At 67.5% G+C, this 21,392-nt stretch carries 14 protein-coding genes and 4 pseudogenes; 11 read left to right on the top strand and 7 right to left on the bottom strand.

From position 1 onward, the window contains the following. Window positions 1-11: 11 nt before the first annotated feature. Both ACZ5XZ_RS29345 and ACZ5XZ_RS29350 read right to left on the bottom strand, forming a co-directional pair. Window positions 12-3,446, bottom strand: coding sequence for a terpene synthase family protein (locus tag ACZ5XZ_RS29345; RefSeq protein ID WP_468983279.1), 3,435 nt, complete (start codon window positions 3,444-3,446; stop codon window positions 12-14). Between the two features lie 1,089 nt (window positions 3,447-4,535). Next, the gene (locus ACZ5XZ_RS29350; RefSeq protein WP_468983281.1) at window positions 4,536-4,790 is read right to left on the bottom strand and encodes a hypothetical protein; all 255 of its coding nucleotides are present in this window, start codon (window positions 4,788-4,790) and stop codon (window positions 4,536-4,538) included. 9 nt (window positions 4,791-4,799) lie between these two features. Between ACZ5XZ_RS29350 and ACZ5XZ_RS29355 the strand changes: the two genes are divergently transcribed. Together ACZ5XZ_RS29355 and ACZ5XZ_RS29360 are read left to right on the top strand one after the other, a co-directional pair. After that, complete coding sequence (locus ACZ5XZ_RS29355) at window positions 4,800-5,033, top strand: hypothetical protein (protein ID WP_468983283.1); 234 nt, start codon at window positions 4,800-4,802, stop codon at window positions 5,031-5,033. Continuing rightward, entirely contained in the window at window positions 5,026-5,439 is a 414-nt protein-coding gene (locus ACZ5XZ_RS29360) for a hypothetical protein (protein WP_468983284.1), read from the top strand. The genes ACZ5XZ_RS29355 and ACZ5XZ_RS29360 overlap by 8 nt, the downstream gene beginning before the upstream one ends. Window positions 5,440-5,854: 415 nt before the next feature. Here ACZ5XZ_RS29360 and ACZ5XZ_RS29365 read toward each other — a convergent pair whose 3' ends face one another. Both ACZ5XZ_RS29365 and ACZ5XZ_RS29370 read right to left on the bottom strand, forming a co-directional pair. Then, the gene (locus ACZ5XZ_RS29365) at window positions 5,855-6,073 is read right to left on the bottom strand and encodes an ATP-binding protein (RefSeq protein ID WP_468983286.1); all 219 of its coding nucleotides are present in this window, start codon (window positions 6,071-6,073) and stop codon (window positions 5,855-5,857) included. Window positions 6,074-6,256: 183 nt separating this feature from the next. Beyond that, window positions 6,257-7,159: a LysR family transcriptional regulator gene (locus ACZ5XZ_RS29370; protein WP_468983288.1), complete on the bottom strand. Its 903-nt coding sequence runs from the start codon at window positions 7,157-7,159 to the stop codon at window positions 6,257-6,259. Window positions 7,160-7,305: 146 nt separating this feature from the next. Between ACZ5XZ_RS29370 and ACZ5XZ_RS29375 the strand changes: the two genes are divergently transcribed. The 3 genes and pseudogenes from ACZ5XZ_RS29375 to ACZ5XZ_RS29385 form a co-directional block, all read left to right on the top strand. Beyond that, entirely contained in the window at window positions 7,306-8,502 is a 1,197-nt protein-coding gene (locus ACZ5XZ_RS29375) for an MFS transporter (RefSeq protein ID WP_468983290.1), read from the top strand. A gap of 4 nt (window positions 8,503-8,506) precedes the next feature. Further along, window positions 8,507-8,719: pseudogene (locus tag ACZ5XZ_RS29380) on the top strand (NADPH-dependent FMN reductase); the annotation flags it as partial. A gap of 45 nt (window positions 8,720-8,764) precedes the next feature. Then, window positions 8,765-9,281: pseudogene (locus tag ACZ5XZ_RS29385) on the top strand (IS630 family transposase); the annotation flags it as partial. On the opposite strand, the pseudogene ACZ5XZ_RS29390 reads toward ACZ5XZ_RS29385, so the two are convergent. After that, window positions 9,281-9,508: pseudogene (locus tag ACZ5XZ_RS29390) on the bottom strand (transposase); the annotation flags it as partial. The pseudogenes ACZ5XZ_RS29385 and ACZ5XZ_RS29390 sit on opposite strands and share 1 nt — an antisense overlap. Before the next feature lie 89 nt (window positions 9,509-9,597). Beyond that, window positions 9,598-10,167, bottom strand: coding sequence for a hypothetical protein (locus ACZ5XZ_RS29395; RefSeq protein WP_468983293.1), 570 nt, complete (start codon window positions 10,165-10,167; stop codon window positions 9,598-9,600). A 1,231-nt stretch (window positions 10,168-11,398) separates the two neighbouring features. On the opposite strand from ACZ5XZ_RS29395, the gene ACZ5XZ_RS29400 reads away from it, so the two are divergent. From ACZ5XZ_RS29400 to ACZ5XZ_RS29420, 5 genes are all read left to right on the top strand, one after another. After that, window positions 11,399-11,944: a papain-like cysteine protease family protein gene (locus ACZ5XZ_RS29400; protein WP_430975378.1), complete on the top strand. Its 546-nt coding sequence runs from the start codon at window positions 11,399-11,401 to the stop codon at window positions 11,942-11,944. Window positions 11,945-11,954: 10 nt separating this feature from the next. Continuing rightward, window positions 11,955-12,842, top strand: a complete 888-nt coding sequence (locus ACZ5XZ_RS29405) for a hypothetical protein (protein WP_468983296.1) — start codon at window positions 11,955-11,957, stop codon at window positions 12,840-12,842. Between the two features lie 2,370 nt (window positions 12,843-15,212). After that, entirely contained in the window at window positions 15,213-17,273 is a 2,061-nt protein-coding gene (locus tag ACZ5XZ_RS29410) for a transglycosylase domain-containing protein (protein ID WP_468983298.1), read from the top strand. Between the two features lie 74 nt (window positions 17,274-17,347). Continuing rightward, a complete protein-coding gene (locus ACZ5XZ_RS29415) occupies window positions 17,348-18,637 on the top strand; it encodes a polysaccharide deacetylase family protein (RefSeq protein ID WP_468983300.1) in 1,290 nt (429 codons plus the stop codon). A gap of 154 nt (window positions 18,638-18,791) precedes the next feature. Beyond that, the gene (locus tag ACZ5XZ_RS29420) at window positions 18,792-19,922 is read left to right on the top strand and encodes an amidase domain-containing protein (protein ID WP_468983302.1); all 1,131 of its coding nucleotides are present in this window, start codon (window positions 18,792-18,794) and stop codon (window positions 19,920-19,922) included. A gap of 281 nt (window positions 19,923-20,203) precedes the next feature. Here ACZ5XZ_RS29420 and ACZ5XZ_RS29425 read toward each other — a convergent pair whose 3' ends face one another. Continuing rightward, entirely contained in the window at window positions 20,204-20,824 is a 621-nt protein-coding gene (locus ACZ5XZ_RS29425; RefSeq protein ID WP_468983305.1) for a hypothetical protein, read from the bottom strand. A 150-nt stretch (window positions 20,825-20,974) separates the two neighbouring features. Between ACZ5XZ_RS29425 and ACZ5XZ_RS29430 the strand changes: the two are divergent. After that, a pseudogene (locus ACZ5XZ_RS29430) lies at window positions 20,975-21,271 on the top strand (helix-turn-helix domain-containing protein); the annotation flags it as partial. Window positions 21,272-21,392 lie beyond the last annotated feature (121 nt).

Here is a 21,392-nt window from a genome sequence, read left to right on the forward strand (position 1 = left end):
GGCTCGCCCTCCTATGCGCGGAACATGGCGACGTGGCTGCCGTCCGCGGGGCGGAACGCGCGCAGTGCGCTCATGCCGAACCCGCCGAAGGTGCCATCGGGACCAAGCGCGGACCGTGTGCCCGGCGCAAGACGGGGGGTGACAGGCGGTGTGCAGCCGGGCAGGCGGCCCAGTCGCCTGAGGTCTCCGAGCGCTGTCAGGACATACAGGTCAGCCATGCCGGGAAAGTTGTAGGGGATGGGGCGGGGGGCGACCTGGTCGGGGACGGAAGTGAAGCCCCCGTCCGGCCGCTGCTGCCTCAGCAGGTAGGTCAATCCCCGGCCGCACCAGTCGGGGGTGCCCAGGACTGCGGCCGCGCTGAGCGTGTGCGCGCTGCTGATGGGATCGCTGTCGTCGCCGGCGCTCTGGCCCCAGCCTCCGTCGGGGTTCTGGCTCTTCTCCAGGTAGGCACCGGCACGGGCGTATGCCTGGGCGATGCCGCGTTCGAAGAGTGGCCGGGCGGACTCGGGGACGCGGTGCAGGGCGTGCAGGACACGCCGGATGGCGTGCGCCTCGCTCAGGCTCCAGCTGCGTTCGTAGGTGCCGTCCGATTTCTGGGCGTCGAGAAGGAACGTCACCGCGGGCTCCAGGACGTGTGCGTAGGTGCTCCACTCGGGGGCGAGCGCATGGACCGCGTTGGCGGTCATGACGACTTCGGAGGGGTGCCCTCGCAGATAGGTGGGGAATCCGCCGTCGGCGTTCGCCATGGCGACGAGATAGTCGGCTCCGCGCGCCAAGGCGGCTCGGTAGCGTGCGGAGTCCACGGCCCGCAGGACCTCGATGACAGCGCCCGCCCCTTCGACGTCGGTCTGGCAGACCCGTTCGGTGAAGGGCCAGCTGCCGTTGTCGCTCTGCTGGCCGGCGAGGTAGTCGCCGATGCGGCACAGGAGCAGGGGATCGGCATCGACCGTGGCCAGCGCAAGGCCGGCCAGTGCACCGAAGAAGACGGTGTAGTCGGGGATGAAGGGCAGGCCACCGTCCGGATTGCGCACCGCCAGAATGGCCTCGACACCGTCCCGGATGGGCCGGCTGCCCGGCGCGAACTCGTGGATGGCCAGCAGCGCCATCAGGTGTGCGGACACATTCGCCTCCCAGACGTCCCGTCGGCCTTCGCTGAGGCGGGAGAGGAGGAACGCACGGTCCTCTTCGCGGACCAGGTCCGGCCGCCCCTGCCCGTGGGCATTGAGGATCTTCATGGCGCACAGGGCGAGTTCCACCCAGGTGGCGTGGCCGTGGTAATCGATGGCCGTGACGTCCATGTCCGGGTAGGGCTCGGCGCCGAGTACGGCCAGATAGGTCCTGAGCATCAGGTGCTTGCGGCTCGCGGTGAAGTGGTCGAAGCCGCCCAGCAGTCTTTCTGCCTGGTCCCGTCCCGAGGACGTGCCGAGGCTGACGTCGGCCAGATGGCGCTCCACCGGATTGAGCAGGGGATCGCGGCGGCGCGCGGAGAGGAACCGGACCAGAGCGTGCTGGACCGCCGGGAGGTGATCTTCGCGGCGCAGCAGCGCCAGCATCATCGTGGACTCGGCGACCCGGCTGTCGCACGCTTCCCGGAAGGCCCCACGGTCGTCGAACGATTGGGTCACACGTGCGGCGAGGCGGGCGGTGCGCTCCCGGATCGTGAGGCCGCCGAAGTCGTCGACCGCTCCGTCCGGCGTACGGGACAGCGCGGCTCGCAGGTGCTGCACCTGGGGCGAGGGGCGCAGGCCGGGGAGCTGGTCGCGCACGCACGACGACCAGGCTCGGTGAAACGCTTCGGTGGATTCGGCAACCAGCGGTGTCCGGCCCTCGACCATCTCGGCGAGCCTGCACTGCAGATCGCCCGCCAAGGTTGCCAAGGAGGAGTGGAGGCCGCTCTGCCATTCCTCAGCCGTGACGGAGCGGCTGCGCGACCACAGTTCGGCGAGTCCGCGCTCCATCGGGTTGGCCGGCCTGAGATCGGGCTGGGTCCCGTCACGCGGCGTGAACCGCGGCAGGCGGGCCAGGAAGGCGGACGCGCCGGTCACGTCACGGCTGTGCGCGTACCGGGTCGAGAAGTAGTCGTCGGCGAACCGCGACCACACGTACCACGCCACGGCGAGATCCCACTCCGGTGCGGCAGCGTTCTCTTGTCCGGTGGCTGCCGGTGACAGCAGTGACCTCAACGGCGCGAGGTCGAGGCCGGACAGGTCCTTCTCCTCCCAGACGCCGAAGAGCGGGTCGGCCATGCCGATCCCCCGGGCCCATGTCAGCGCACGATGTGCCGCGGTATCCAGGCACACGCGCCGCTGAGCTTCGCCCACCGCGTCGGCCACTGGTGCAGAACCTGGGGCTTCTGCCGAGGCCCCACTGCTGGAGCGCTCGTCGCCCCCTGTGGCAGACGGCCCGGGCAACAACCGGGCGAGCGACGTGCCGAGCCCAGTGGGTCCTCCGAGAAAAGGGAACGGTGACGGGGCACCTGCCCGATCCGATACGGCGTTCCGCCCCGACTGCCTGTTCCACCGCCGACTTCCGGCAACGAACTCCCGCAGCCCCTGCACATAACTCAGCACATCCACTTGAGCGGACGGCCCCAGGGTTTGATCGGCGAAGAGCAGCGGTAGCTCGGTGGCGACGATCTCCTCAAACCGGCGCATTCGGGCAGCCAGGAGGTCCCGGACAACAGCCGATGCCTCCGCCGGTCCGCAATCCAGGAAGCGTTCCACCACGAGCACCTGGTTGTTGACCTCCCCTTCCTCCTCCACTTCCCGCCGGTAGGAGCTGAGGTCGTTGTCCAGGCGCACCACATCGCCGAAGGCATCTCCCAGCGCCCGCACCGGCCCACTGTCGGAGATACCTGCCGGGAGCGGCGCTTGGAGCGCCAGCTCCACCAGTTCGCCCGCCCACAGGCCGCCGCGTCCCTGACGGCGCATGTCGAGATAGCTGACGGGATCGGGCACCTGGCTCTGCCCGTAGAGCACGAGCTCCCGCAGGTGCTCGTCGAGAACGCCCTGATTACTCTCCCGGAATCGCCGTAGCCAGTCGCCCGTCGCCCCCGGAGCCGTCCGCAACCACAGATCAGCGAGCCCCCGCTGCGCAGGGTCGCCGGAAACCAGGCCAGCGCCGCGCCCGTCCGCCAGCACCGCGGACAATCGCCCGAGAAATGCCTTACCTCCGGCCACGTCACCGCGACGCATGTACGACGCGTCGAAGTAGTCGTCGAGGAAGAACAGCCACACGTACCAGTCCGTGACCAGAGGAAGCCGATCCGCAACGGCGTCCGGATGACACGCAGCGGTCAGCAAGGCGTAGTCCGCCGAGTCGAAGGACTCCTCGCTCCAGACGCCTCCAGGCTCCAACATGCCCATATCGCCAGCCCAGTTCTTGGCGTGGTCACGCACCACGCCCAGATGAGGACTGATACGAACCAGCGGGAACGCCGGTGCCACGGAGCGCATGATAGATGCCGTCCTTCCCTGAACACGCTCGCGCCGCCGATCCGCCCGCGCGCCCCACGGCCGCGGCAGAGGTCCCGGGCGCAGTGCGGTGACCGCCAGTCCTGATGCCGGACTCATTAGCTGATGCGTCGAGGATCTCGCAGGAGTTGGTGACATCAACGCCCCAGGCGCCTCCAGCCACTCGAACGAGTAGATTCCGCGCGCTCGGGAGACGACTACGCCACTCGCCTACCGCCAACAACCCCTATCGCAATGACCAGTTGAACCGACGGCGGTGTCTGGGGGGGCGAGCCGCTGAATGCCCTGGCGATCGCACGGCTGAGCACCACCTCTGAACTGCAAAAATGCCGGCCAACCCGTCAAACACGCAACATCGCCGCTAACCCGGTATCAGTGGAAGCCGCAGAGTACAGCGCCCTCTGGGAGTCCGAACCTCCCTGGCTTCAGCCGGAGTTGTCCGACATCGCTGACCGGCTGGCACCCTTCGGACTCGTCAAGAACCGCGACGGGTAGGCGATGGCGAGTATGTGTACCGTGTGCATCCGTGGGGTGCCACCACGAGCTGGGTGATCCTCGGTGCTGCCTGCTCTGTGGGCCGATCCGAGGGCGCCGGGCCGGCGCCGGGCGGCTTGTCCGCTCCTCCGCGTCAGGGCCCCGCTGCTGCCATGGCTCTGGCAACTGGCTCCCTCCTCGGCCTGACGGGCATTGCCTCTGCCGACGACAGAGGACGTACCGACGATGGCCGGTATTAAACGAGGGACGACATGCGGGCCACGAGTCGTACAACGTCGGTGGCCCCTACAGGGTCACTTCCCGTGGCGCCACTGACCCGGTTACACGACTGGTGCTTCGTACCACCACAACCGGTGGTTCGACCTCGACGACTGACCCACGCCTTCCAGCCGAGGGCATCCCCACTCAGGTCCCCGCCGGACCTGGCCTGTGCACCGCGCATCCGCTCCTGTCGAGATCGTTGGGTAGGCCACAACGAACACGACGCTGCGCATCGCGCGGGCGCTGGCCGCCGTGGTTCTGCTGTAGTACCAGCGATCTGACGGGCACCCCAGAGCGCGGTGCGGCCTACGCCTCCGCGTCGGCCGGCACCGTCAGGCTGAAAACCCCCGGCCTTCTCGGCGGCGAGATCGAGGGCATCGAGGCGCAGGCGATCTCGCGGCCGGGACGCAACGCCACGTTCAAGAACCCCCCGATCAACGGCCAGTCCGGATCGGCCCAACGACGGTAAACCTCGGCCAGCTTTGGCAATCCGGCGACCAGAGCCTCAAGGTCCCCGGGGTCGCAGAGATCACCGTCAAGGAGCAGGTCTACACCGACCACGACGACACCATGGACAACAGTGACAGCCGCCGCGGCGCCCCCACTGTCCACCGCCGCCTCACGCAGCTCCACGGGGACAGCCGCAGCGCCGCTGCGGCCGAGCGGGTGGGGGCCAACGGCGCGATCCTCATCGGCGAGCTGGCACTGGCCTGGTCGGACGAGCTCCTACACACCGCCGGCCTCGCTCCCCGCCAACTCGACCCCTTCCCCGAGCCTCCGAGCCAAGGCGCTCCCTGTGCTTGACGCCACGATCACCGCCGACCGCTACCTGCTGTGCCCGACGCCGTCTTTCCTAGCGGGCCGGTGTTGCGCGGCGGTGGAGGTGCTGGGCGGCTGCCGCTTGAAAGGCGACGTGCGCTTGGCGGGCATGACCCACAGCACCGTCGACAGGAGGGCGATCGTCATGGGCAGGATCTCCGACAGCGCTCGACGCGTCGACCAGGTGGGACGCCAACCGGAGGAGCGTCGCATCATCGGTTGCGAGCATCAGGGCGGTCAGAGCTTTCGCCATCTCCGACCGGGCCTGCCAGCGAGCAGCCCGGGTCTCCGGAGTCTCCGTTTCGCCCTGCTGGCGGGTGACGTGCTTGAGGTGCTGATGACGGCGATGGTCGGTGGCGGCACCGAGAAGGCCGGCCACTGCGGCGGCTAGTGCCTGGCGGTCACGGTCGCGGCGGGCGGAGACTGCGGTGAAGTGTTGCATGCCGCCCGCAACAAGAGCTCCGAGAAGCGTGCCCAGAACGGCGATGATCGCTGCTGCCACGAGACCCCCAGTCGGACATTCGAGCTTACCCGTGGGAACCGAGCGTTGCCGGGCATCCGCGAGAAGACGTCCGCACCGCATCGAGCTGCCGAAGCATTCGAGGCTGTTGGGCGGGGCGTGTACATCGGGCCTGGGGTAACAACCGACGTAGGGCGCACGACGACCGGGATGGCATGCGCCCTACTCGCCGAGCGCCCCTCTGCCCTTTCGCCTCGGCGAAACTCGACGAGCGGTCAGCATTCGGGCCGGCACCACCAGCTCGGCCCAGACGACCTTGCCCCAGTGCTTGCTGTCGTACGCCCGATTACGACTCATACTGGCGATCAGAAGTAGGCCGCAAACCGCCCTCGGCGTCGTTGTCGGGGTGGGACATCACGGGAAGTTCCCGGCTCTTGTGGGCAACACCGATGCGCACCACATCGCGGCGCTGTCGCGAGATGAGTACGCGGATCGCGCGGCACTTGGTGTGGTGGACGGAGTTGTTGACGAGCTCCGAGACGATCAGCTGTCCGATGTCAGCCAACTCGTCTATGCCCCAGGTGTTCAGGGCGGCAGAGACGAGCAGGCGGGCGCCGGGGGTGGCAATTGTCTGTTCTACGACCCACCGCTTGGTTCCCAGGCCGGAGCCGTGGGCGGTCAGGCTCGCGGCCTGCGGAAATGGCCGTGTCGCAGGCCGCAGGAACCGCGTATGGCAACGGCGTTGTGATTAGCCACACTCCGTGTCGGTGCTGCCCACACGTCGGCAGGCGTCAAGGAGCATGGTCAGGCGGCGTGACGGCGGGTCGGGGCGGACCGCCAGAAAGTTCTGGACGGACGGCGCGGGCGCGGTGACGGGGCGGAAGGCGACCCGGACGCCGGGCTCGACGGCTGCCTGCGGTGCGTAGAACACCGTCCAGCTCGGCCGTCCGGTCCCGATGGCGGCGAGTGCGGTCTGGCCGGAGGTGAAGGCCGGCCCCAGGGTGGGTTCGAAACCGGCGTCCTGGCAGGCTTGGACGACGGTGTCGTACAGGTGCGGGTTGTCCTCTCGTGCGGTGATCCGCAGGGGCAGTCCGGCGAGGTCGGCGAGGTCGATCTCGGCCCGGGCCGTCAGAGGGTGGCCGACCGGCAGCGCCACGACGAGGTCGTCGCTCCACAGCGGCAGGAACTCCAGTCCGGGGCTCCGGTCGACACCGCGGATGAACGCGGCGTCCCACTCGCCGTCGCGTACGCGTTGTAGGCGCTGGGCGGCGGGTGCGCCGTGCAACTCCACCGAGAGACCGGGGGCTTGCTCGCTCAGGACGGCCAGCAGCACGTTCAGGCGAGAGCCGAGCCCGATGTTGATGCCCACCTGCAGCGTGGTCTCGTGTTCGCCGTGCAGCGCGTGCATCGCCTCGACGGCGGCACGTTCGGCCCGTACCAGCGCCCGGGCGCGAGGGAGGAACGCGCGCCCCGCCACCGTCAGGGTCACGGTGCGCGTGGTGCGGTCGAAGAGTTCGAGGCCGAACTCCCGCTCAAGGCGCCGAATCTGCTGGCTGACGGTGGACTGCACGATGTGCAGGCGTTCGGCCGCACGGCCGAAGTGCAACTCCTCCGCGACGGCGATGAAGTAGTGCGCCTGGCGCAGCTCCACGGCGCTCCCCCTCACCCTCATTCATCACGATCCCCGATGAGTACGTTAGCGGATCACTCCTTGGTCCATCCCCGCCGCTGCGCTGGAATGAGGCACATCAGCGCAGTTCAGCGCAGCGCCCCCAGGTTTCGTCAAGGAGTTCTGTCATGCCTCTGGCCGTACTGGCCCTGACCCTCAGCGGATTCGCCATCGGCGTCGCCGAGTTCATCGTCGCCGGGCTGCTGCCTGACATCGCCACCGACCTGTCGGTGTCGATGCCGACCGCGGGCACCCTGGTCTCCGGCTACGCCCTCGGAGTGGTGATCGGCGCCCCCACCCTCGCGTTCGCCGCCCGCCGCACCGAGCGGCGCCGCCTGCTGATGGCGCTGGTCGCCCTGTTCCTGGCCGGCACCGTGCTGTCGGCTCTCGCCCCCATCTATCCGGTCCTCATCGCAGGGCGGATCGTGTCGGCGCTGGCCCACGGAGCCTTCTTCGGCGTCGCGATGGTGGTCGCCGCCTCACTGGTGGGCCAGGAGCGGCGCGGCCGCGCCATCGCCATGGTCGGCGCCGGGGTCACCCTGTCCACGCTGCTCGGCGTCCCGCTCGGCACCCTCGTCGGGCAACACCTCGGCTGGCGCTGGGCGTTCGGGCTCGTTGCGATATTCGCTGCGCTCGGCCTCGTGGGCATCGCCGCACTCGTGCCCGTCTCGCATCCCGAGCCGAGCGCCGGACTGCGCTCCGAGATCGCAGTGCTGCGGCGGCCCGCTGTGGTGCTGACCCTGCTGACCACGGTCCTCGGCTTCGGCGGCGTCATGACGTCCTACACCTACATCGCCGCCATGATGACCGAGGTGACGGGCTTTGGCTCCGGCGCTGTCACCTGGATCACCATGCTCTTCGGCCTGGGCATGTTCGCCGGGAACCTGGCCGGCGGACGGCTCACCGACCGCAGGCCCGACGCCGCGCTCTGCGGGTCGCTCGCCCTGCTGACCGTCGTCCTCGCCTCCTTCACCGTCACGGTGCACGACAAGACCGCTGCGTTGGCCACGGTGTTCTGCTTCGGCGCAGCCGCCATGGCAACCCTCCCCGCCCTGCAGACCCGCATCATGCGCCTGGCCGACGGGGCTCCCACCTTGGCCTCGGCCTCCAACATCGCCGCATTCAACCTCGCCAACACCGCAGGCCCCCTCCTCGGGGGCTGGTGCATCAGCTCCGGGCTCGGCTACACGGCCCTCAACACAGCAGGCGCAGCAGTCAGCGGCACCGGACTGGCACTCGCCACGGCCACTGTCCTGGCACAACGCGCCCGACAGCACCGCAACGCGCCGCTCACCCGAACCACCACCTCCATCACGAAGGGATGACACCTTGACGAAGCCCGCCGCCGATTCCGGACTCGGCCTGCCGTGGCCGCCTCGCCCCGGCCGCCGCGGGCGCACCGTCGCCGACTGGGTCGCCGCGATAGCCGCCCAGGAGCAGCCGTCCGTCGACTTCGAGATCGTCGACCTCGCCGACTTCGAGCTTCCGCTGCTCGGCGAAGAGAAGCCCGCCCTGTCCGTCCAGTACAGCCAAGCGCACACCACCCGCTGGGCGGAGTCGATCGCCCGCTACGACGGGTTCGTCTTCGTCACACCTGAGATGCCCGGCGTTCCCGAACACCGCAGCCACGACTACGTCCGCGCCGGTACCACCACCTTGTTCGCAGCCCTGGAGGTGGCCAGTGGGAAAGTCATCGGCTCCCTGCACCGTCGGCACCGGGCCGTCGAGTTCAAGAAGTTCCTGGCCAGGCTCGACAAGGAGGTTCCAGCCGGCCTGAGCGTGCATCTGATCCTCGACAACTACGCGGACCCACAAGACGCCCGCGGTCAAGAAGTGGCTGCTGGCTCACCCACGCTTCCACCTGCACTTCACGCCCACGAGCTCGTCGTGGCTGAACCTGGTCGAGCGGTGATTCGCCGAGCTCACGCAAAAGAAGCTCAAGCGCGGCGTCCATCGCTCCGTCCAGCCACTCGAACGCGACATTCGGGCATGGCTGGCCGACTGGAACGAACACCCCAGGCCGTTCGTCTGGACGAAAACAGCCGACGAGATCTTCGACAAAGTCGCTGCCTACTGCCACCGAATCTCTGGCTCAGGTCACTAGATCAGAAACCGACGATGGGCAGTCGACTTCGATATTCCAAAGCAGGGCGGCAACGCACGCCAGGCGCAAACACTGACCAGCACGTAGATGATCGCGGCGAACACCGTCTCATCAGGCGTGTCCTGCGTCCCACCGCCCTGCGGCCGCACCTTCGAGGGAGGGATCAACGGTTTCGCTATCTCCCACAGCCCGTCCGGAACAATCCAACTCCACGTACCCCGCCCCATACCTGGTCCAACGAACCTCCACCACATAGGACTCGGTCTTAGGACTCGGTCTAAGGTGGCGGGCATAGCTCGGGGTGTCCCGCTACTGGTCAGGAGTTGGGGAAGAAGGTGAGCGTGGCAAGACCCCGCACACCGCTGATGCCGTGTGTCAGACAACCGGTCAGGTCCGCCGTTGCCACGGCGACATTGCCTTCGATGCCGTCACCCGCGAACTCACCGTGGTCGACGGTGCCTGTGTAGGGGAACACCGTCTCGCCGACGGCCTTGACGAGGGCCTGGGTCCGGGTCGTGGCCTTACTCGATCGATGGTTGTTCCAGCGGTACTCGGAGAGGCTCGGCGGACCCGGTTCGATCGGCGTGAAGCCGAGGATGTTGTTGCAGGAGAAGTTGTGGAACGTCGTCGTGTTCGTGAACGACCCCGCCGTCACCGTGGGGTCGGTGGACAGGCATGACGTGTAGGTCGCGGTGGACGTGACCGTCACCGTCCGGGGGGTGTTGGTGATGGGCGGGTCATAGGTGTTGACCTGCGTGCCCTGGCACTGGTTGTCCACTATGGCTGCATGCGCGGCCGGTACGGGAGCGCACAGAAGGGCGGCTGCCAGTAGCAGCGCCCCGCCCGTTCCGGTGGTTCGGGTGGCCCGGCGGAAGTCAGAGGCCATTGCTCCTCCATGGGAATTCAGTTTGAGCTGCTCATGCCGCGCGGTCGATCCCGGATCGGGGCTTCGGTGGCAGCCTGTGCCCGTGGCCTTCGGAAGTATCCAGCCAACCTCCGCCCCCAACAAGACATCCGCCGAGGGCGCGCGGAAGCGCACCGCAGGAGCGCGGGGTTCACGTGCCATGGACTTCCACGATCGGCTCTTCGAAGCCGGCATGGCGGCCCGCCGCCGACAAGGACTCCGAGCAGGAGCAGGCCAGGACGTTCCTCGTCCGCCTCACCACATAGGACACGCTCTAAGGACCTTGTGGGCACTGAGGTGAGCAGCAGGCACTGGGTTGGAGGGTTGGTGTTACGCCCCCGCTCATCGGGTTTTCTGTGCTGTGCACTGCTTCAGCAGTTCCGCGGTCGCGTCATCGACCACGCGGTAGCGAAGGGACCCGGATCGCTTCCAGGAGCGGTTGAACTGTGGAGAATCACCCCGCTGACCGGCCGTGATCACCACCGCTAGAGATCTTCGATAGCTGGGGTTACGGCAGGCTGAGGCCCAGCCGGGTCTTGGTGATGGAGGCGTCGATGAAGGCCGGGCTGGTACGGAGATCGCAGCCGGAAGCCGTTAGGCACAAGGTCCTTTGCCCGCCCCTTTCGGCTTGGAGGGTGTGGGCTGTGGCTCTGATGCATTCGATCTCGTGCGGAGTAAAACGGGAGTCGCCGTTGGCAATCTGTCAGAGCCTGCTCGGTTTGCTCGTCCCCTTCGTGGACGGGAGGGATGCCGATCTCTCGCAGCTGCTCCCGGACACCGACACCGTCCAGGAACTTGGCGTAGTGGCGGAAGAGGACCTCGATGCTCTGGCTTGCGCGGCGAGCGCATCCGACCGGGCCCACACCAGAGCACAACCCGAACGAGATCCCGGCGTGGCGGAGATCGTAAGGTCGCTTGGCCAGCCCGGAGGCGAGTTCCGTGGGGGCAAGGACGTCCTTCCGTGCCTGCGCTCGCGTCGAGAACGCTGCGGGCATTACGAGTTGTCTGTGCCCGTCACAGATCCAGTCGCCGCCCGACTGGTCGGACATCCGTCCATCCGGGATATATAACCTGAACTTGCGATTATCCGGGAAGTAATCAGTAGGGGTTAAATTCCTGCAAGATCCCTATATGTCTTTGACATGGTGCGCTGTCATATCTGTGCCAGATCGCCCCGCTCGTCTCGTCGCACCCATCAGGGGAAGGCAGGAACATGGGCAGATTCAGGTACGGAACCGCGGCGTCGGCCATCGTGCTGGTAGCCGCGGGAGGCACGGCTCACGCGGAAGCGGGTCAGGACAACATCGGCATGTACAAGCAGGAGAAGACCCAGTGGTGCTGGGTCGCCTCCGGGCTGACCATCGCCAAGTTCCAGGGCTTCGGCTCCACGCAGACGGACTTCTGCAACCGGGCCCAGCCCTACTACGGCTGCAACAACCAGCCCGCCACGCTCGACGACATGGCCAGGGCCTGGGGCAGCCTCGGCATGACCCACCCCGGCTCGGGCCTGAGCAGCGCGGCCACGTTCAACCAGGTGTACACCGAGGTCAAGGCGGCCCGGCCGGTGGCTGTCCGCATCGGGTGGACATCCGGTGGTGGCCACATGAACGTCGTCTACGGCTTCGACACGTCGAACAACACCATCGGTGTGGCCGACCCATGGCCGGACACCGCCACGTACACGTGGTGGAACTACAACGACTACGTGAGCAACAGCTCGTCCAAGTGGACCCACTCCCGCATCGGCATCTCCCGCTAAGGCAGGCGACATGCGCGACACCAGCGGCACCAGCGGCACCAGAACGTCCAGCAAACGGGCCGGCTCTCGCTTCGCCCGCCTGTCCATCGTCATCGCACTGAGCGCATCCGCACTGCTGTCCGTCGCCGGCCCGGCCCACGCGGCACCGGCCAAGGACCCGCTCCCGGCCGACATCCCCGACTACCAGGCCGCCCTCGACGCGGTGAAGTCCACCGCCGTCCGCAACGCCGTCTGCCGCTTCCTGAGCACTCCGGTGCCCACCGGCGACGCCAGCGGATCGGTGCAGACGATCCCCGAAACGGCCGAGCCGTGCCAGGGCCTCCCAGCCTTCACGATCAAGGACCCGGTGGCACTGAACGAGATCACCCCCGGGTTCGTCGCGGGCACCGCCCTGCCAGTGCCCACCGAGGCGGTCAAGCTGACGCAGCTGGTCTCCTCGCTGAGCACCACCGTCAACGGCCGCAACGCCACCGTCATGCTCGCCCCCACCCAGGGCGGCGGCTGGCACCTGGCGGCCGTGCGCGACGGCGACAGCGACGCCACATACGCCAGCAAGGCCACCGTGGGCACGCTCGTCTTCACCGAGCCGCAGATCCGCGGCTGGTACCAGCTCAAGCTCAACACCGTCGAGCCGCTCAACGACCAGGCCCGGCAGGGACTGGGCGGTCAGGCGTCGATGTCGCTCAGCGACTACCAGAAGCTGGTCAAGGCCCGCTACGCCGACAAGCTGCCCGGCTCGGAGTACGACACCAAGGGCTACTCCAGCGGTTACAGCCCCCAGCACAAGGCGGACGAGCCATCGTCCTCCACCCCGCTGCTCGCCGGTACTGGCGCCGCACTCGCCCTTGCAGGTGGGGCCGTCGCCCTCCGTCTGCGCCGGCGTGCAAGCACCGGCTGAACCCGCCCCCGCTCGCCCCGTCGCCCCGCCCCTGGCAGCCAGCCGGGACGGGGCGAAACCCAGTCCCGGCCGGACCGGCCGCTACAGACCGGCACCGCGACGAGCAGTCGACGGCCGACTGGCCCCGCTCGACGCCCACCGTCCAGCACCGGCCGCACACCGGGCACTGCACCTCGACAGCAGAAGATTGCCGTCCATGTCCGTCGTATTCGTAGTGGGTGCGGCCGGCGCGGTTGAGACATGAGCCGTCGTAGGCCCGCCGGCCCGTCGCGTCCTGGCCGGGTAGATGGGCGGGTCAGGACGCGGTCAGCTGGTCGCCCGAGGCTCGCGTCGGCGTTGGCCGCTTCGGTCAGCGCTCCGGTGGGTGCGTACGTGAAGGTGGACTGCAGCCCGTCGTCGGTGGTGAGGTGGGTGACGCGACCGAGCGGGTCGCGTGTGTAGGTCAGGGTCTGGCCGGCGTCGTTTGTGCGCGAGGTGAGCTGGCCTGCGGCGTCGCGGGGGCAGGTGAGGGTGCGGCTGTCGAAGTCGGTCTCGGAGGTCAGCCGGCCGGCGGCGTCGTAGCTGTAGTTCCAGTTGCGGCCGTCGGGGGCGGTGACGGCGGTCAGTCGCAGTTCGGCGTCGTGGGTGAAGCCGTAGCGGGCGCCTTCGGGGCGGTCGGCAGCACCTGTCCTGGATCGGGCGGACGCCTCTGGACGGTCGTTACGTCCTATGCCATGTGGATCTGCTGCCGACGGCCACGTCAACCGACTGGTGGATCGCCTTCACGTCGCACTTCGGATTCGAGAGCCCGCGCGGAGAGCTGTCCCAGGCCCCTCGTGTCCAGCACACCGGCCTCTCCGACTTCGCCGGGTCAACCGAGGTCGCCACCCCGCTCCTCCTCGACGCCGGAGCCCTGCTGACGGTCGCCCTCCCCAGCGGCATCGCCAGCACTTTCCCGGTTCGGTGGTTGAGGCCAAGATCCGGACCATACACGGACCAACGCGTTTGCGACGGCAGTCGCAGCCTCCATTACAGCAGGTCAGTACCACTATGAACGCCGCACCACCAACAGGCGAAGAATCTGCTGTTCGGCTACTTGGCAAAGAAGACAGCTCGCCGAACAGTGACAAGCAGGAAAAGCGGACGACACTAATTGTCCCCGGCGCGCGGTGACCTTCGCGGGCAGCTGCTCATGACCAATTCAGAGCCCACACCCTCGGCGGGCCGCTACGCCCCTGGGCCCGTGGGCAGGACGACCTCGGAGCGAGGCAGGGATGAGAGTCCACGGCCGCAAAGAGCGAGCCGAGCAAGGCCAGCGCTCAGCACTTCAACTCCGATGCCATCAATGGCCCGGGCGCTCCCACCTGGGCTAACGTCTCATCCCCCGTACCACTTTCCTCAGGACTTCGCAGGCGGTTCCGGCAAGGACGACGGCAAGGAAGCCATTCCGGAGGTCTCTTCTGGTGGATGCGGGATGGGAGGCGATGGGAGCGGGTTCGGCCCGATCCCGGCTGGGTCCGTCCGACGCGCGCCTGGCCGCCTGGGGCATCCGTCCGCCCGCTTGGTCGACCAGACTGCGCTGGAGTGCCGGATCCGTCGCAGCTCTCATGAACTCCTGGCAAAGCCTGGGGCCCGACGGGCAGATCGGCTGGCCGAACCAGGCAGATCCAGCAGCGGTTCTTCTCCACCTGCTCCCGCTTTCCTCCTCATCGCGCTGCCGGAGACAATCGCCGCCTGCCGTCGAACCATCACCGACCTCCTGGACCGGATCGGCCCCAGCTCCCACCGGGCTGCCTGTACCGACCACAGGACATTCCCTCCGATCGTCCACCGATTCCACGTTTCCGGGGCTCTGGGCTCCTCTTTCCCTCCACCAAACGGCTCGGGCCCGGCACACGCGGCCGAACGCCGCGTGGCCGGGACCACCGTCCCCGCCACCGGCAACGATGTGAGCGCCGCGGCGGCGGCATCTACCAGCCCACCAACAGCCGATCGTTCCTGGTTCGTAAGCGATGACGCGGCGGGGCGGCCAGGCCCCGTCTGCTTGTTTCCGTTCGACCCTTGTGTGGAGATTTTGAAAAGATCGCTGATAGGTTTATATATGTGGTGAAGGCCGCGGCGTGGCTTGGGGGTGCGGGATGACAGTTGCGGCTGCGGCGGCTGTGTCACCCCGTGCGAGCCACACGCATAGTGCGGAGGGGACACGGAGTGACTGGGGCTGGGCGGGGGGCGGGTAGTCCGGATGAGATCCACGGGCCATCGTGCCGCCGACGGATCACGCCCCGGGAGCCCCTCGCCAGTGAAGGAATCGACGTCCGGGCACCTGCATCCGCAGACCCTGAACGCACGGTACAGCTGAGGGTCGAACTGCCCGCACTGACCGGTGAGACCATGCTGACGCGGCGGCCGGAGCGGTCCAACGGGCGGGCCGGCCGGCGTAGGGCCGCGCAGCCACCATCCCCCCGCATACGCATCGGTGCGCTGCTGGCCTCCCGCGTCGGGTGGCTGGCGCCGCGCGCTCGTCGGCTCAGGCCGCGTTATCCGCGCCCGGGCCGCACCGGCTGGCGCCGCTGGGTGCCCTCCTGCCGGCAGTGGCTGGGCGTCGTGTCGACGGCCGTCGGCCTGACCGGACTGTTCCTGGCCGTCGCCTACGCCGCGACCGACATACCCAAGGACTTGAACGCGTACGCCACCCAGCAGGACAACGTGTACTTCTGGTCCGACGGCACGCCCATGGCTCGCACCGGCTGGGTACAGCGACAGGCGATGCCGCTGAAAGACATACCCGAGGACGTTCGCTGGGCCGTGCTGGCGGCCGAGAACGAGAGCTTCTACGACGACCCCGGCGTCTCTTTGAAGGGCCTCACCCGCGCCCTGTGGCGCACGGTCGGTCAGGGCGACACCCAGGGTGGCTCGACCATCACTCAGCAGTACGTCAAGAACGTCTACCTGAACCAGGACCAGTCCGTCAGCCGCAAGTTCACCGAAGCGATGATCGCTCTCAAGCTCGACAACCAGATGAGCAAGGACGAGATCCTGGCGGGATACCTCAACACCAGTTGGTTCGGCCGCGGCACCTACGGCATCCAGCGCGCCGCACAGGCCTACTACGGCAAGGACGTCAGCGAACTCAACGCGAGCCAGGCCGCTTTCCTGGCGTCGCTACTCAAGGGCGCCAGCTTGTACGACCCCACACTGAGTGCGGCCAACCACCAGCGGGCAGTGAAGCGCTGGAACTGGACCCTGGACCGGATGGTCAAGATCGGCAGGCTGTCGCCGTCCAAGCGGGCCAGGTATCGGACTTTCCCCGAGCCGGTCAAACAGAACCCGTTGTACGACACCGGTCAGCAGAGTGACTACCTGGTGGAACTCGCCTCCCGATTCGCCCAGAAAGCCGGGCACATCTCGGCCAGGCAGTTCGATCTGGGCGGCTATCAGATCTACACCACCTTCGACCGCAAACGGGAGGCGGCTCTCGACGACGTGGTGGCCAAGGCGCGCGAGAAGGCCCGGCAGGCCCACCCGGACGCGGCAGCCACCGCCCATTACGGCGTCGCGTCGCTGGCCACCGACGGCCGCATCCTCGCCGTCTACGGCGGGCCGGACCACCGAAAGCAGGGCTACAACGAGTCCAACGCCGGAACGGTAGCAGCCGGTTCGGCCTTCCTCCCGTTCGTGTACGCGGCCGGTCTCGAACACGGCGTCGTCAGGCGGCGGGACGCGCCCCGGGAGAAGGTCACCCCGCACTCCCTCTATGACGGCGACGACAACGTGCCCGTCACAACCCCGGAGGGCCCCTACTGGAACCGCAGCGGCAAGAAGGTCACTGCCCACAACGACGGCCGGAAGTCGTGGGGCCGGTTGACGCTGCGCGAGGCGCTCGCCAAGTCGGTGAACACCCCCTTCATGCAACTGGGCATGGACACGGGCCTGGACAAGGTGAAGAAGACGGCCCAGGCGGCTGGGCTGCTGTCCTCGAGTATGGGGCCGCAGGTACCCGCTCTGTCCCTGGGCAGTTCCACGCCGAGCGCGATCCGCATGGCCAGTGGCTACGCCACCTTCGCCGCCGCGGGGCAGCACATCGAGCCGTACTCCGTGCACCGCATCACCCGGAACGGCTCGGCAGTGCGGCTGGACCCCCCGGACGCGCGCCGCGCGGTCACCGCCCAGGTGGCCGGGGAGGTGACACAGGCGCTTGCAGACTCCTTCCGCTCCGCCCACCCTGACGCCGCTCCCGCCGCGGCGGCGGTGTCCGGCAAAGCCGGCACCGCCGCCGACGACACGGCCGCCTGGTACGTCGGCACGGCCCGCGCCGTGTCCACGGCCGTGGTCGTCTACCGCATGGATCTGACCAAGAGCCTCGAACCGCTGCCGCTGAAGGGGCTCGCGGGAACCGCGGCCGACAGCGTCCCGTACGACATCTGGTCGGATGCTGTGGGCCCACTGCGCTGACCGGCCGGCCACATCCGCATCCGCATCCGCATCCGCATCCGCATTGGAACCTCCCTCGCAGATTTGAGTCCTGTATGAAGTCGACTCCAGGTCGCCGTCGTAAGGGGCGCGCGCCCCACCGCACCGTCCGCACCCGGTTCGTAGCTCTTACGTCAGCCGCCCTCGTCGTTTGTGCGGCCGCCGCGGGCTACCTGGTGTTGAGCCAGACCGACGGCCAAGCTTCGGCTCCCTCCGGCGGCAAGGGAGGATCGGTTGCCCAGGGCTCGGCGGAGCCTCGCAAGGATCCGGAGTGGGACGGCACACCCAAGGTCCTCGGGGACGGATCGACCTCCTACACCGGTCCCCAGAAGGGGCAGTTGAAGGCGGCGCCGCTCAAGGCAGCGGAGACGCCACCACAGTTCGTCGTCTTCTCCTGGGACGGCGCGCTGGAGGGCGACGACCGGCTCTTCTCCCACTACCGCGATATGGCCAAGGACTACGACGCTCATATGACCTTCTTCCTCACAGGCATCTACCTGTTGCCCAAAAGCAAGAAGGACCTCTACCACCCGCCCCAGCACCCGGTGGGCTCCGCCGCGATCAGCTACCCCACCGACGAGCACATCCGCACCACCCTGACGCAGCTCGCCGCGGCCTACGAGGACGGCAACGAGATCGGCACCCACTTCAACGGCCACTTCTGCGGAGCCAAGGGAGGCGCCGACTGGAGCGTGGAGGAGTGGAAGAGCGAGATCGACCAGTTCTACGACTTCGTGGAGAAGTGGCGGACCAACACCGGCTACAAGGACAGTCCCGCGCTGCCTTTCGACTTCCGCAAGGAGGTGACCGGCGGTCGCGCCCCCTGCCTGGAGGGCCAGCCGAACCTGCTCAAAGCCATGAAGAGCTACGGCTGGCGCTACGACGCAAGCTCCCCGGGCGACTTCCAGATATGGCCGAGCAAGAAGAACGGCATCTGGGACTTTCCGCTGCAGATGCTTCCTTACCCCGGTGGCAACTACCAAGGCCTGTCGATGGACTTCAACTTCCTCTACAACCAGTCCCATGGTGAGACCGAGGGCGATCCGGCCAAGTACGCCGACTGGGAGCAGCAGACCGTCGCCTCTTACATGGCAGGCTTCAATCGCGTCTACTACGGCAGCCGAGCACCACTGTTCATCGGCAACCATTTCGAGGACTGGAACGGCGGCATCTACATGAAGGCCGTTGACCAGGTAGTCAAGAACATCTGCGCCAAGAAGGGCGTCAAATGCGTGTCCTTCAAGGAACTCGTGGACTGGCTCGACGTGCAGAAGCCCGAAACGCTGCAGCGCCTGCGCGGTCTGGATCCGGCCCAGTCGCCGGACTGGTCCACGGTCGTCAAATGACCCGGTAACCAACCTGACCTCACGCACAGCCCTTCACATACTTCACACATCTCGTGCAAAATTCGATCGCCCGGTCTGTGTACCGGCGCAGAGGGGAACATCGTTGAAATCCAGAAGAACAGGCCGCAAGCGGAGCCGCGCCACCATAGTCACGGTGGCGGCAGCCTCGGTGACCGCCGGGGTCCTGCTACCCAGCTGGAGCGCGAGCGCGACGGCCACCGACGCCCCGACGGTGGACTCGGCAACCAAGGCCGCATTTCAGCGGCTGGCCGACGCAATCTTCACCGATCGCACGCAGTCCCTGGTGGGCGACGCCCGGAGCGGACGTCAGAAATCGCACTCGCAGCGGACGTCCGGCTTCACCGGAAGGGTGCGGCTGTCCGAGACGCAGTCGCGCGAGGAGGAGTCGACGCTCGACGAACTGCGCGCCCGCAAGTCCAGCCTGGCCCGACTCGGCGAGAGGTACAGCGCAGCCGGCACCAGTGTCACGCTGGACGCCACCCGGGTGAAGGGCCGGCACGCCACGGTCGACGTCACCGAGACCACGACCCTGGCGTACGAGAAGGCCCGGGGCGCCGAGCCCAAGACCACCGGATTCCGGGCCCACCACGAACTGACCTTCCAGGCCGACCACAAGGGTGACTGGCAGCTGACCGATGTCGGCGATATCGACGACGGCTACCTCGCGGTGAACCAGGTCGCCAAGCCGTCCGTCGCCGCGCCGGCCACCGCCGCCGACCCGCCCTCGGCGACCCGCTCGGCCACGACGCGGCCCGCGCCGGCCAACCCGAAGAATTTCACGGCCACCGGGTACGACTACAACGCCATGGCGGCCTACGCGACGAAGTACTGGAACAGGTACAACCCGGACTACCCCGACTTCAGCGGCGCCGGCACCGGCGGGGACTGCACCAACTTCGTCAGCCAGTCCCTGAAGGCGGGCGGCTGGCAGCACGTCCCCGGCTACACGACGGACTTCCACAAGTGGTTCGGCAACTCCGACATCCAGTCGGACTCCTTCGTCGGCGTCAACGAGTTCTCCTGGTTCGCCCTGTCTTCCAAGCGCGTCACCGGCCTCGCGAACGTCTACCAGATGGACGTCGGTGACGTGCTACAGCTGGACTTCGACAGGGACGGGTCCAAGGACCATTCCATGATCGTCACCAAGCGCAGCCGGCAGGGCATGCCGTACGTCACGTATCACTCCACCGACACCTACAACAGGTCGGTGGCCAGCATCGTTGCGTCATACCCGAGCGCCGCGTACTACGCCTACCGCACCTGAGCGGTACCGCACCAGCGGCCTGCGCTGCGGCCCGTGGCCACCGCACTTCAGACTCCACACAGTCGGATGATCCGCGGTGGCCGTACGCGTTCCCCAGGTTCAGCCGCTGGCTGAGGGGGCCAAGGTGCTGGAGCAATCCGAAGGGGACCAGAGCCGGGGCAAGCTCGCCCTCGATCCCTGGCGTTACTGAACCTCGCTGCGTGATGTCGCCTGCCGCAACGCCTGGAGCTGCGGCGAAGCCCGGACTATCAGCGATTCCGCTCAAAAAAGAGCACCAGCAGCTAAGGAAGAAGCGCGCGATCTCCGTTGATCAGTTCGATCTGTTCGAGAATGGTTGCATTCAGCTGTGCCCGAGCAGCCCTGGCAAGCTCCAAGGCCTCCAAGGTTTCATCGCGCACAGGGATCTCCTCACCCATGGAACGCCGCAGGACATCGGCACGGAGTGCCTCCGTCGCGACGCGTAAGCGGCCCAGGATCTGAGAGGCAGCGACCTCCGTTGATCCGTCAGCACCGACTGAAGATGTGGCAAGTGCGGGGATGCCGCGCGGTGGTGTACTTGTCGATTCGAGCCAGATACCGTCGTGAACCAGATCGTGACCAGCTTTGTAGGCTTCTAGGACGGCCTGGCTCGTGATCTCATCGAATCGGTCAGCTTCCAAAGGACGGTGCGCCTGCAGATCTTGGACGATCCGCTCCAGTGCATCGATCCACACCCGCCCCATGGTTCTCATCTTCAGCAGCCGTGCGATCTCCTTCTCACGCTGACGAACCTGCTCCTCAGCCGCCTTCAGCCCAGCTTGATGTCGCTGCAAACGCAGCGGGCCGTAGATAGCCGCGATGCCGGTAACACCAGCTCCTCCCAGTGCCCCTAACAGTCCGTACATCGCGCTGGTGTCCGCCATTCCTTCTCCTCACTCCGTCGCTTCAACGCTGCCAGTAGCTATACCCGCGCCTGCACCCGTGTGGGCGTTTTCCCGAGTCAGCGCATGAACTCAAGGGCTATCGCCGCCGCTCTAAGCAACATCACGCAGAGAACTTCAGTAGGAACGCCGGTGCTTCACCGCAATGCTCCGCTGTCCCCCGAGGGGCGGCTGCGACTCGTGCAGCGTTGCCGGCACCGCCCGATCGCCCACGTGGCGGCCGAGATGGGCATCTCCCGTGCCTGCGCTTCGAAATGGGTCAACCGCTACCGACAGCACGGTGAACTCGGCCTGCTGGACCGGTCCTCAGCACCCCGACACCAGCTGACGGCGACGAGTTCTGACGTCGTGGCCAGGATCGAGGCACTCGGCCGTGCCGAGAAATGGTCCGCGTCCCGGATCGCTTTCGAGCTCCAGGCCGAGGGCATCCCGCCGGTTCCCGTGTGCGGTCATTGCCGCGCGCACTGCACCGCTGTCTTCCCACAGGTGGAGAAGCGTGGCGCGGGTATGCGCGGCCCCGAGGCGCAGTACGAGCCGGCCCCATCGCGCT

The sequence above is a fragment of the Streptomyces sp. NPDC033270 genome, from assembly GCF_055576575.1.

Coding starts and splice junctions, on each gene's coding strand:
- ACZ5XZ_RS29355 (WP_468983283.1), top strand. CDS start 4,800: ATGGACAACAGTGACAGCCGCCGCGGCGCCCCCACTGTCCACCGCCGC.
- ACZ5XZ_RS29375 (WP_468983290.1), top strand. CDS start 7,306: ATGCCTCTGGCCGTACTGGCCCTGACCCTCAGCGGATTCGCCATCGGC.
- ACZ5XZ_RS29395 (WP_468983293.1), bottom strand. CDS start 10,167: ATGGCCTCTGACTTCCGCCGGGCCACCCGAACCACCGGAACGGGCGGG.
- ACZ5XZ_RS29400 (WP_430975378.1), top strand. CDS start 11,399: ATGGGCAGATTCAGGTACGGAACCGCGGCGTCGGCCATCGTGCTGGTA.
- ACZ5XZ_RS29405 (WP_468983296.1), top strand. CDS start 11,955: ATGCGCGACACCAGCGGCACCAGCGGCACCAGAACGTCCAGCAAACGG.
- ACZ5XZ_RS29410 (WP_468983298.1), top strand. CDS start 15,213: ATGCTGACGCGGCGGCCGGAGCGGTCCAACGGGCGGGCCGGCCGGCGT.
- ACZ5XZ_RS29415 (WP_468983300.1), top strand. CDS start 17,348: ATGAAGTCGACTCCAGGTCGCCGTCGTAAGGGGCGCGCGCCCCACCGC.
- ACZ5XZ_RS29425 (WP_468983305.1), bottom strand. CDS start 20,824: ATGGCGGACACCAGCGCGATGTACGGACTGTTAGGGGCACTGGGAGGA.